This window comes from Streptomyces sp. Root431, assembly GCF_001426585.1.
Classification (GTDB): domain Bacteria; phylum Actinomycetota; class Actinomycetes; order Streptomycetales; family Streptomycetaceae; genus Streptomyces; species Streptomyces stackebrandtii.
In genome coordinates this window covers 81,341-93,293 of the sequence record NZ_LMEI01000008.1, presented here as the reverse complement: position 1 = coordinate 93,293, position 11,953 = coordinate 81,341, and the positions used below count along the sequence as shown (strand labels likewise).

Sequence of the window (11,953 nt, the reverse complement as noted above, 5' to 3'; positions counted from 1 at the left end):
CGGCAGGCCCGTCCGGGCCGGGGCCGGACCGGCGGGACCTGTGGAGATGATGCAGATGAGGCAAAGGCATGTACGTCGCCCTTGCGGGATTGAGGCGAGTGTGGACGAGCTCCCCGAGCCTGAACGGTAAACATGAAAGAGACACCACGGATGAGTGAATCACTGCCGCCGTGAGCGAACGCGGTGAGCGAGCGTAGGCTCGTTCTCGGCGCTCTCCGGGCCGAAATACGATGCGGCGGGCACGGTCGGCCCATCCCTCGACCGCCACAGAACTCAATGGAAGCGAGAATTCACCACCGTGACTGCTCTCACTCTCAGCACTGCCGGTGCGGCGACGCTGCGCGCCGACGCCCTCGTGGTCGGCGTCGCGAAGTCCGGGAAGACGCTCGTCGTCGCCCCGGGCGCCGAGGCCGTCGACAAGGCCTTCGACGGGCGGCTCGCCGCCGTCCTGGAGACCCTGGGCGCCTCGGGTTCCGAGGGTGAGGCGACGAAGCTGCCCGCGCCCGCCGGCCTCAAGGCCCCCGTCGTCCTGGCCGTCGGCCTGGGCACCGCCCCTGAGGACGGCGAGTCCTTCGGCGCGGAGGTCCTGCGCCGTGCCGCCGGCACCGCGGCCCGCACCCTGACCGGCTCGAAGAAGGCCGCCTTCGCGCTGCCGATCTCCTCCGCCGATGACGCCGCCGCCGTCGCGGAAGGCGCCCTGCTCGGCGCGTACGCCTACACGGCGTACCAGGAGATCGCCAAGGACGCGAAGAAGCCGCTGGCCGAGGTCGCCCTGCTCGGCGCCAAGCCGCGCGACAAGGCGTACAAGGCCGCCGCCGAGCGCGCCCAGGCCGTGGCCGAGGAGATGAACCGCGCCCGCGACCTCATCAACATGCCGCCGAACGACCTCTACCCCGAGTCGTTCGCCGCCATCGTCGCGGCCGCCGGCAAGGAGCACGGCCTCAAGGTGCAGGTGCTCGACGAGAAGGCGCTCGACAAGGGCGGCTACGGCGGCATCCTCGGCGTCGGCAAGGGCGCCGTCCGCGGCCCGCGCCTGGTCCGCGTCGCCTACACCCACCCGAAGGCGGAGAAGACCCTCGCCCTGGTCGGCAAGGGCATCACCTACGACTCCGGCGGCATCTCCCTGAAGCCGGCCGGCCACAACGAGACGATGAAGTGCGACATGAGCGGCGCCGCCGCCGTGTTCGCCGCCGTCGTCGCGGCGTCCCGCATCGGTCTCGCCGTCAACGTCACCGGCTGGCTCGCCCTCGCCGAGAACATGCCGTCCGGCAGCGCCACCCGCCCGGGTGACGTGCTCCGCATGTACAGCGGCAAGACCGTCGAGGTCCTCAACACCGACGCCGAGGGCCGGCTCGTCCTCGCCGACGCGCTCACCAAGGCCTCGGAGGAGCACCCGGACGCGATCATCGACGTGGCGACGCTGACCGGCGCCATGGTCCTGGCCCTGGGCGACCGCACCTTCGGCATCATGGCCAACGACGACGACTACCGCACCGCGATCCACGAGGCCGCGGAGGAGGTCGGCGAGCAGTCCTGGCCGATGCCGCTCCCGGCGGACCTGCGCAAGTCCATGGACTCCCCCACCGCCGACATGGCCAACATGGGCGTCCGGATGGGCGGCGGCCTGGTCGCCGGTCTCTTCCTCCAGGAGTTCGTGGGCGAGGGCATCACCTGGGCCCACCTCGACATCGCGGGCCCGGCCTTCCACGAGGGCGCCCCGTACGGGTACACCCCGAAGGGCGGCACCGGCTCCTCGGTGCGCACCCTGGTGAGGCTGGCCGAGCTCACCGCCGACGGCGAGCTCTGAGCACACCCGTGACAGGGGGCGGCCCCGGGTCTCGCACCCGGGGCCGCCCCCTGTTCGCTCGCGACGAAATCCGTAGGTTCGTACGCTGCGGCGATCCCCCCGTACGGACGATCGGCCGTCTCAGAGCACGGCCCCGCGTCCCGCCATCCGTCAACAAGTGCGAAGATGGGTTCTCGGCAGGACAGGGCCCCCACCACAGGGCCGAAATAAAGCGGCCGAACACCAGCCGCCGCCCGGTCACTGAAGACCGGCGACGAGCGCACATGCATGGAGGACGTGACGTGGCGAACGACGCCAGCACCGTTTTCGACCTAGTGATCCTCGGCGGCGGTAGCGGCGGTTACGCCGCGGCGCTGCGCGGAGCGCAGCTGGGCCTGGACGTCGCACTGATCGAGAAGAACAAGCTCGGCGGCACCTGCCTGCACAACGGCTGCATCCCGACGAAGGCCCTGCTCCACGCCGGCGAGGTCGCCGACCAGGCGCGCGAGGCGGAGCAGTTCGGTGTCAAGGCCTCCTTCGAGGGCATCGACATCAAGGGCGTGCACAAGTACAAGGACGACGTGATCTCGGGCCTGTACAAGGGTCTGCAGGGTCTCGTCGCCTCCCGCAAGGTGACCTACATCGAGGGCACCGGTCACCTCTCCTCCCCGACCTCCGTCGACGTCGACGGCCGTCGCGTCGAGGGCCGTCACGTCCTCCTCGCCACGGGCTCCGTGCCGAAGTCGCTCCCCGGCCTGGAGATCGACGGCAACCGGATCATCACCTCGGACCACGCGCTGACCCTGGACCGGGTCCCGGAGTCCGCGATCATCCTGGGCGGCGGCGTCATCGGCGTCGAGTTCGCCTCGGCGTGGAAGTCCTTCGGCACCGACGTGACGGTCATCGAGGGCATGAAGCACCTCGTCCCGGTCGAGGACGAGAACAGCTCGAAGCTTCTTGAGCGCGCGTTCCGCAAGCGCGGCATCAAGTTCAACCTCGGCACCTTCTTCCAGTCCGCCGAGTACACCGACAGCGGCGTCAAGGTCACGCTGGCCGACGGCAAGACCTTCGAGGCCGAGGTGCTGCTCGTCGCGATCGGCCGCGGCCCGGTCTCCGCCGGTCTCGGCTACGAGGAGCAGGGCGTCGCGATGGACCGCGGCTACGTCCTGGTCGACGAGTACATGCGTACCAACGTGCCGACGATCTCGGCCGTGGGCGACCTCGTCCCGACCCTCCAGCTGGCGCACGTCGGCTTCGCCGAGGGCATCCTCGTCGCCGAGCGCCTCGCCGGTCTGAAGGCCGTGCCGATCGACTACGACGGCGTGCCGCGGGTGACGTACTGCCACCCCGAGGTCGCCTCCGTCGGCATCACCGAGGCCAAGGCCAAGGAGATCTACGGCGCGGACAAGGTCGTCGCCCTCAAGTACAACCTCGCGGGCAACGGCAAGAGCAAGATCCTCAAGACCGCGGGCGAGATCAAGCTCGTCCAGGTCAAGGACGGTGCCGTGGTCGGCGTCCACATGGTCGGTGACCGCATGGGCGAGCAGGTCGGCGAAGCGCAGCTGATCTACAACTGGGAGGCGCTGCCGGCCGAGGTCGCGCAGCTCATCCACGCCCACCCGACGCAGAACGAGGCGCTCGGCGAGGCCCACCTGGCCCTGGCCGGCAAGCCGCTTCACTCCCACGACTGACGCTGACGTCATCACAGGGCGCGACGACCACTTTCCGCAATTCGTTAGGAGCAACTGAAACCATGTCGGTTTCCGTAACCCTGCCGGCGCTCGGCGAGAGCGTCACCGAGGGCACCGTCACCCGCTGGCTCAAGGCCGAGGGTGAGCGTGTCGAGGCCGACGAGCCGCTGCTCGAGGTCTCGACCGACAAGGTCGACACCGAGATCCCCGCCCCCGCCTCGGGCATCCTGGCCTCCATCAAGGTCGCCGAGGACGAGACGGTCGAGGTCGGCGCCGAGCTGGCCATCATCGACGACGGCACCGGCGCCCCGGCCGCGGCTCCGGCCCCGGCCGCCGAGCCCGTCGCCGCCCCGGCCCCCGTGGCCGAGGCCCCCGCCGCTCCGGCCGCTCCGGCGCCGGTCGCCGAGGCCCCCGCCGCGGCTCCGGCCGGCGGCGCCGCCGGTACGGACGTCGTGCTGCCCGCCCTGGGCGAGTCCGTCACCGAGGGCACCGTGACCCGCTGGCTGAAGTCGGTCGGCGAGACCGTCGAGGCCGACGAGCCGCTGCTCGAGGTCTCCACGGACAAGGTCGACACCGAGATCCCGGCCCCGGTCTCGGGTGTCCTCCTGGAGATCGTCGTCGCCGAGGACGAGTCCGCCGAGGTCGGCGCCAAGCTGGCCGTCATCGGTGCCGCGGGTGCCGCTCCGGCCGCCCCCGCCGCCCCGGCTCCGGCCGCCCCGGCCGCCGCTCCGGCTCCGGCCGCTCCGGCTCCCGTCGCGGCTCCGGCCCCGGTGGCTCCGGCCGCTCCGGCCGCCGCCCCGGCGCCGGTGGCTCCGGCCGCCCCCGTGGCCGCTCCGGCCCCGGTCGCGCCGGCCGCCCCGTCCATCTCTCCGGCGCTGGTCACCCCGGTCGCCCCGGCCGAGGACGGCGCGTACGTGACCCCGCTGGTCCGCAAGCTCGCCACCGAGAACGGTGTCGACCTGGCGGCCGTCAAGGGTTCCGGCGTCGGCGGTCGCATCCGCAAGCAGGACGTCCTCGCGGCCGCCGAGGCCAAGAAGGCCGCCGCTGCCGCTCCCGTCGCCGCTCCGGCCGCTCCGGCCGCCGCTGCGAAGGCTCCGGCCCTGGCGGTCTCCCCGCTGCGCGGTCAGACCGTCAAGATGACCCGCATGCGCAAGGTCATCGGCGACAACATGATGAAGGCGCTGCACGGCCAGGCCCAGCTGACCTCGGTCGTCGAGGTCGACATCACCAAGCTGATGAAGCTGCGCGCCCGCGCCAAGGACGCGTTCGCGGCTCGTGAGGGCGTCAAGCTCTCCCCGATGCCGTTCTTCGTCAAGGCGGCGGCCCAGGCGCTGAAGGCCTTCCCGGTCATCAACGCCCGGATCAACGAGGACGAGGGCACGATCACCTACTTCGACACCGAGAACATCGGTATCGCGGTGGACTCCGAGAAGGGTCTGATGACCCCGGTCATCAAGGGTGCGGGCGACCTCAACATCGCCGGCATCTCGAAGAAGACCGCGGAGCTGGCCGGCGCCGTGCGCGCCAGCAAGATCACCCCGGACGACCTCGCCGGTGCGACCTTCACCATCTCCAACACCGGTTCGCGCGGCGCGCTGTTCGACACGATCATCGTGCCCCCGAACCAGGTCGCCATCCTGGGCATCGGCGCCACGGTGCGCCGCCCGGTCGTCATCAACCACCCGGACCTGGGTGAGACGATCGCGGTCCGCGACATGACGTACGTCGCCCTGTCCTACGACCACCGTCTGGTGGACGGCGCCGACGCCGCCCGCTACCTGACGGCCGTCAAGGCGATCCTGGAGGCCGGCGAGTTCGAGGTCGACCTCGGCCTGTAAGGCTCTCCGCGAGGCCGTACGAGGGCCGACCGGCGGTCGGCAACGTAACGAGCCTCACCTGCGGCGCCCCCGCCCGGAAGTGTTTCCGGACGGGGGCGCCGCCGTATTGTCTAAGGGTCAACACTCCCCGAGGAGCCTTCATGACCGTCCCCGTCGTCCACTCGCTGCGCGAACAGATCCGCGAGCACATCGTGGAGGGGATCGTCAGCGGCCGCTGGAAGCCGGGCGAGCGCATCGTGGAGCGCCGGATCGCGACGGAGCTCGAGGTCAGCCAGACCCCGGTCCGCGAGGCCCTGCGCGAGCTGGAGTCGCTGCGCCTGATCGAGTCGGCGCCCAACAAGGGCGTCCGGGTCCGCAATCTCACCGCGGCCGACCTGGAGGAGAGCTACCCCGTACGGGCCGGTCTGGAGCAGATCGCGGCCGAGCTGGCGGCCGGGCGGCTCGCGACGGACTGCTCGGCCCTTGAGCCGCACGTGGCCGCCCTGTACGAGGCGGACGCGACCGCCGACGGCACGGCGCAGGTGCGGCACACGGTGGCCTTCCACCGGGAGCTGGTGAAGGCCGCCGGGAACGGCGTGCTGCTGCACACCTGGGAGACGCTCGGCATCGAGGTCTTCACGGCCCTGTCGATCCGCTGGCTGGGCACGGTCCAGAAGTCGTACGCGGAGGAGCACCAGGAGCTCGTGGAGGCCTTCCGGCGGGGCGACCCGAACATCGGGGCGCTCGTGAAGGCCCACGTCCTGGGCTGCGCCCCGCGAGCCTGACCCATAGATGTACGCACAGTGAGCGGGTCCACCCATCGGTGGGCCCGCTCATTCGTGCGGGCACTCCCTCAGACAACGGCTCCCACCTGCGAGAACAAGGGGAAAACAAGGCGAAATCGAGGCACCGGGTGCCCTGATGCCTGGCACCCTGTGCCGACTTTCTCGATCTGAAGAGGTTTTCCCCTTCAACCCTTTGATCGATCATCGATCGTCGGTTTACAGTCTTCGGCGGGCCGCTACCCGGCCCTTCGCCCTGTCCTGCCAGACAAGGCACCCCATCTCCACCCCCACCTGTCCGGAAGGCGGCGATCATGACCGATCCCGTAGGCAAGATTCCGAGCGAGCTCGACCAGCTCCCGGACCGTGACACCGAGGAGACCGCCGAATGGGCGGCCTCCCTGGACGCCGTCACCAAGGCCGCCGGCCCCCACCGGGCCGCCTACCTGATGCGCCGCACGCTCCAGCACGCCGAGGGCGCGGGCCTCGCCCTGCCCAAGCTGCTGGAGACGGACTACGTCAACACCATCCCCACCTCCGCTGAGCCGTCGATCGGCGAGTTCGGCGGCGACGAGGAGATGGAGCGGAAGATCACCGCCTGGAACCGCTGGAACGCGGCCGCGATGGTCACCCGCGGCTCCAAGTACGGCGTCGGCGGCCACATCGCCACCTTCGCCTCGGCGGCCTGGCTCTACGAGACCGGCTTCAACCACTTCTTCCAGGGCAAGGAAGCCGACGGTTCCGGCGACCAGCTCTACATCCAGGGCCACGCCTCCCCCGGCATCTACGCCCGCGCCTTCCTCGACGGGCGCCTCGGCGAGGCCCAGCTCGACAACTTCCGGCAGGAGTCCGGCGGCAACGGCCTGCCCTCCTACCCGCACCCGCGCCGACTGCCCTGGCTGTGGGAGTTCCCCACCGTCTCCATGGGTCTCGGCCCGCTCTCCGCGATCTACCAGGCGCGCTTCAACCGCTACCTGACGAACCGTTCCATCAAGGACGTCTCCGCCTCCCACGTGTGGGCCTTCCTCGGTGACGGCGAGATGGACGAGCCCGAGTCGACGGCAGCCCTCGCGCTCGCCGCCCGCGAGGGTCTCGACAACCTGACCTTCGTCATCAACTGCAACCTGCAGCGCCTCGACGGCCCGGTCCGCGCCAACTTCAAGATCGTGCAGGAGCTGGAGGCCCAGTTCCGCGGCGCCGGCTGGAACGTCGTGAAGTCGCTGTGGGGCAACGCCTGGGACGAGCTGTTCGCGCTCGACACCACCGGCGCCCTCGTCCGCCGCCTCCGCGAGGTCCCGGACGCGCAGGTCCAGACGTACCAGACCCGCGACGCCGCCTACATCCGCCAGGACTTCTTCGGCAAGGACCCGGCGCTCGTCGCGATGGCGCAGCTGCTGAGCGACGACAAGATCCTCGAGTGTTTCCACCTCTCCCGCGGTGGCCACGAGCCGCGCAAGGTGTTCGCCGCGTACAAGGCCGCCCTGGAGTTCAAGGGCGCGCCGACGGTCATCCTCGCGCAGACCGTCAAGGGCTTCACCCTCGGTGAGGGCTTCGCGTCGAAGAACGCGAACCACCAGATGAAGAAGCTGACGACCGACGAGTTCAAGAACATGCGTGACCTTCTTGAGCTGCCCATCTCGGACGCGCAGTTCGTCGACGGCCAGGTGCCCTACGGCCACCCCGGCGCCGACGCCCCCGAGGTCCGCTACCTCCAGGAGCGCCGCGCGGCCCTCGGCGGCCCGGCCCCGGCCCGCCGCACCCACGCGCTCGCCCCGCTGCCGGCCCCGGCCGACAAGGCGTTCGCGGCCTTCGACAAGGGCTCCGGCTCGCAGTCGATGGCGACGACGATGGCCTTCGTGCGCCTCATCAAGGACCTGATCCGCGACAAGGAGACCGGCAAGCGCTGGGTCCCGATCGTCCCGGACGAGGCCCGTACCTTCGGTATGGAGTCGCTGTTCCCGTCGCTCGGCATCTACTCGCCGAAGGGCCAGACGTACGAGCCGGTCGACCGCGACCAGCTGATGTACTACAAGGAGGCCGTCAACGGCCAGATCCTCAACGAGGGGATCACCGAGGCCGGTTCGATGGCCGACTTCATCGCCGCGTCCACCGCGTACTCCACGCACGGCGAAGCGATGATCCCGTTCTACATCTTCTACTCGATGTTCGGCTGGCAGCGGACCGCCGACCAGATGTGGCAGCTCGGCGACCAGCTCGGCCGCGGCTTCCTCGTCGGCGCGACCGCGGGCCGCACCACCCTGACCGGTGAGGGCCTCCAGCACGCCGACGGCCACTCGCCGGTGATCGCGGCCACCAACCCGGCGGCGCTGTCCTACGACCCGGCGTTCGCCTACGAGGTCGCGACCATCGTCAAGGAGGGTCTGCGCCGGATGTACGGCGAGGCCGCCGAGGGCGAGGACCAGGACGTCTTCTACTACCTGACGGTCTACAACGAGCCGATGCCGCAGCCCGCCAAGCCGGCCGGCATCGACGAAGGCATCGTCAAGGGCCTCTACCGCTTCAACACGGCGGAGTCGGCCGGTCTCGACCTGCCCGCGAACGCCGCGCGCATCCAGCTCCTCTCCTCCGGCACGGCCATCCACTGGGCCCTGGAGGCCCAGAAGACGCTGGCCGCCGAGTGGGGCGTGGCCGCCGACGTGTGGTCCGCGACCTCCTGGACGGAGCTGCGGCGCGACGCCCTGGAGTCCGACGCGGCGCTGCTGCGCGGCGAGGAGCAGGTGCCGTACATCCGCAAGGCCCTGGAGGGCATCACCTCCCCGGTCCTCGCGGTCTCCGACTACATGCGCCAGGTCCCGGACCAGATCGCGCAGTGGGTCGAGCAGGACTGGTCCTCGCTGGGCGCCGACGGCTTCGGCCTGTCGGACACCCGCGAGGCGGCCCGCCGCCACTTCGGCGTCGACGCCCAGTCGATCGTCGTCGCGTCGCTCGCCCAGCTGGCGCGCCGCGGCGAGGTCCGGGCGACGGCCGTGAAGGAGGCGCGCGAGCGCTACGGCCTGTAGTCCGGCCACCTGACCGCCCGAGGGGCCGCGCCCGTACGTCCCCGTACGGCGCGGCCCCTCGGCGTGTCCACCCCTCGGGACCCGTTCGGTCGCGTCCACGCCGAGGACCCGGCGAGCGAGCCGAAGGGGCGCGCCGGGGGAACAGCCCCGAGCGCGCGGAGCCCCCGAGGAACGAGGGGGCGAGCACGGTCGGGCGCTGTTCCCCCGGCTTTGGCGCCCCGGAGGTGAGCCGAGCCCTGAAGATGGGACTCATGCGTGCCGCCCGCCTCATCAAGTTGGTCCTGCTGCTCCAGTCCCGTCCGTCGATGACGGCGGCCGAACTGGCCGCGGAGCTGGAGGTGTCGGAGCGGACGATCACCCGGGACGCGCTCGCCCTCTCCGAGGCGGGCGTGCCGGTCTACGCGGACCGGGGGCGGACGGGCGGCTACCGGCTGGTCGGCGGCTACCGGACGCGGCTCACGGGGCTCGCGCGCGGCGAGGCGGAGGCGCTGTTCCTCTCCGGGCTGCCGGGCGCGCTGCGCGACCTGGGGCTCGCGGACGCGGCCTCGGCGGCCCGGCTGAAGGTGTCGGCCGCGCTGCTGCCCTCCTTGCGGGACGCCCCCGACGCGGTGGGCCGGCGCTTCCATCTGGACGCGCCCGGCTGGTACCAGGAGCCGGAGACCCCGGAGCTGCTCGCCCCGGTCGCGGAGGCGGTCTGGGACGACCGCCGGCTCTCCGCGCGCTATCTGCGCGGGGACGGCGAGGAGGTGGAGCGGGAGCTGGAGCCGTACGGCCTCGTCCTGAAGGCCGGGGTCTGGTACGTGTGCGCGCGGGCGGACTCCTCCTTCCGCACGTACCGCGTGGACCGGTTCACGGCGGTCGCGGTCGGCGAGGAGCGCTTCGTCCGGGACGAGGACTTCGACCTGCCGTCCTTCTGGGAGGAGCGGGCCGCGGAGTTCGCCCGCTCCCTACTGCGGGCCGAGGTCGTCCTGCGTCTCTCGGAGGCGGGCGCGCGGCGGCTGCCGCACGTCACGGACCGCGCGGCAGCCGAGGAGGCCCTGGCGGCCGGCTCGCGCGACGGAGAGACCGGCCGGACGACCGTGACGCTCCGGGTCGAGAGCGAGGAGGTCGCCTTCTCCCAGCTGCTCGGCCTGGGCCCGGAGGCCGAGGTGCTCGCCCCGGACTCCCTCCGCGCCCGCTTCCTGGAGGCGGCCCGCGGGCTCGCCGGGCTCTACCTGTAGTCGTTCACGTCCGGGTCGCCCTTCTCGTCCGCGAACATGAAGCCCCAGGCGTCCGGCCGAGAGCCGTCGGTGTCGGTGAAGCCGTACTCCTTGGCCAGTCCGCCGCTGGAGAGCGACTGCCCGTTCCAGCGGTGGACGTCGGGGTCGGCGGCGAGGGCCGCGACGGCCCTGCCGACGTAGGCCGGGGACTCGGCGACGGCGAAGCCGGGGATCTTCTCGACGGCGTCGCGCCAGTTCTCCTCGGTGACGCCGAAGGCGGCGAGCATCTGCTCGGACCTGAGCCAGCCGGGGGTGAGGGCGACCGCCGTGGCGCCGTACTCCTCCACCTCCTTGCCGAGGCCGAAGGCCATCCGGAGGGGCGCGTTCTTGGCGAGGTCGTAGAAGAGGTTCTCGCGGAACCGGGTGCCGTTGTACTCGGTGGTGCCGTCGGTGAGCTCGACGACGAGCCCGCCGGGGTTCCGGATGAGCAGCGGCAGCGCCGTGTGCGAGGTGATGACGTGCGTCCGGATGCCGAGTTCGAGCATCCTGAGGCCGCCGTCGAGGTCGTTCTCCCAGGTCTTCTTGCCGAAGACGAGGAGGTGCTCGCCGCCCCACGTGTCGTTGACGAGGACGTCGAGGCGGCCCCGCTCACGGTCGATGCGGTCGATGAGGGCCCGGACCTGGTCCTGCTCCAGATGGTCGGTCGGCACGGCGATGCCCTCGCCGCCGGCGGCCGTCACCAGTTCGGCGGTCTCCTCGATGGTCTCGGTGGCGCGCCCGACCTCGCTGACCTTCTCCCGGGTGGTGCGCCCGGTGACGTACACCGTGGCTCCGGCGGCCCCCAGCTGGACGGCGATGCCCCGTCCGGCGCCCCGGGTGGCTCCGGCGACCAGGCAGACGCGTCCGTGCAGCGGCTTCTTCTCGTTCGTCTCCGTCGTCATGGACACCAGACTGGCAGGGAAGTACGACATCTTCTGTCTGGATTCATTTCCGGAGTTCTTCGGGCATTCCGGGTGCGTCGCGCTCGCCGAGACAGGATGCTGGTCCCGTGATGGACGAGACGGAGTTCTGGGAGATCATCGACGCCACCCGCGAGGCCGCCGAGGGCGACCCCGAGGAACACGCCGACCTGCTCGTGGAGCGGCTGACCCGGCTGGATCCCGACTCCGTGCTCGACTACGCCCGCCATTTCGAGGCCCGCTACAACCGCGCGTTCCTCTGGGACCTGTGGGGCGCGGCGGCCGTGCTGTTCGACGGGGCGGGCGACGAGACCTTCGACTCCTTCCGCTGCTGGCTCATCGGCCAGGGCCGGGAGGTCTACGAGGGCGCGGTGCACGATCCGGACGCGCTGGCGGAGCTGCTCGACGACTTCGACGTGGAGATCGACGGGGACGGCGAGGAGATCGGCTTCGCGGCGGACGAGGCGTACGAGCAGCTGACCGGCGCCGAGACCCCGGACCTGGGCATTCCGATGCCGGGCGGGGAGCCGCTGGGCGCGCCCTTCGACCTGGAGGACGACGACGTCCTCGCGGCCCGCTTCCCGCGGCTGTGGGAGCGCTTCGGGGCTTCGTAGAGGCCCCTAGGAGGTACGGACCGGGGACGGCGGAGGTACGACCCCGGGGCCCGTCCTCCCCCGAGGACTTCGCCCAGGGGGGACC

The 11,953-nt window shown here is 71.4% G+C and carries 8 protein-coding genes; 7 read left to right on the top strand and 1 reads right to left on the bottom strand.

Going from position 1 to position 11,953, the window contains the following annotated elements; translation table 11 throughout:
* Positions 1 to 298 precede the first annotated feature (298 nt).
* The 6 genes from ASC82_RS11530 (at position 299) to ASC82_RS11505 (ending at position 10,316) form a co-directional block, all read left to right on the top strand.
* Complete coding sequence (locus ASC82_RS11530; protein WP_056645395.1) at positions 299 to 1,807, top strand: leucyl aminopeptidase; 1,509 nt, start codon at positions 299 to 301, stop codon at positions 1,805 to 1,807.
* Positions 1,808 to 2,088: 281 nt separating this feature from the next.
* A complete protein-coding gene (lpdA, locus tag ASC82_RS11525) occupies positions 2,089 to 3,477 on the top strand; it encodes a dihydrolipoyl dehydrogenase (protein ID WP_056645392.1) in 1,389 nt (462 codons plus the stop codon).
* A gap of 62 nt (positions 3,478 to 3,539) precedes the next feature.
* Positions 3,540 to 5,315, top strand: coding sequence for a 2-oxoglutarate dehydrogenase, E2 component, dihydrolipoamide succinyltransferase (gene sucB, locus ASC82_RS11520; protein ID WP_056645390.1), 1,776 nt, complete (start codon positions 3,540 to 3,542; stop codon positions 5,313 to 5,315).
* 140 nt (positions 5,316 to 5,455) lie between these two features.
* On the top strand, positions 5,456 to 6,079 hold the full coding sequence (locus ASC82_RS11515; protein ID WP_056645386.1) for a GntR family transcriptional regulator: 624 nt from the start codon (positions 5,456 to 5,458) through the stop codon (positions 6,077 to 6,079).
* A 311-nt stretch (positions 6,080 to 6,390) separates the two neighbouring features.
* Complete coding sequence (aceE, locus tag ASC82_RS11510; protein ID WP_056645382.1) at positions 6,391 to 9,096, top strand: pyruvate dehydrogenase (acetyl-transferring), homodimeric type; 2,706 nt, start codon at positions 6,391 to 6,393, stop codon at positions 9,094 to 9,096.
* 251 nt (positions 9,097 to 9,347) lie between these two features.
* Positions 9,348 to 10,316: a YafY family protein gene (locus tag ASC82_RS11505; protein WP_056646338.1), complete on the top strand. Its 969-nt coding sequence runs from the start codon at positions 9,348 to 9,350 to the stop codon at positions 10,314 to 10,316.
* On the opposite strand, the gene ASC82_RS11500 is transcribed toward ASC82_RS11505, so the two are convergent.
* The gene (locus ASC82_RS11500; protein ID WP_056646335.1) at positions 10,307 to 11,236 is read right to left on the bottom strand and encodes an SDR family oxidoreductase; all 930 of its coding nucleotides are present in this window, start codon (positions 11,234 to 11,236) and stop codon (positions 10,307 to 10,309) included. The genes ASC82_RS11505 and ASC82_RS11500 overlap by 10 nt on opposite strands.
* A gap of 110 nt (positions 11,237 to 11,346) precedes the next feature.
* Between ASC82_RS11500 and ASC82_RS11495 the strand changes: the two genes are divergently transcribed.
* On the top strand, positions 11,347 to 11,868 hold the full coding sequence (locus ASC82_RS11495) for a DUF4240 domain-containing protein (RefSeq protein ID WP_056645379.1): 522 nt from the start codon (positions 11,347 to 11,349) through the stop codon (positions 11,866 to 11,868).
* Positions 11,869 to 11,953 lie beyond the last annotated feature (85 nt).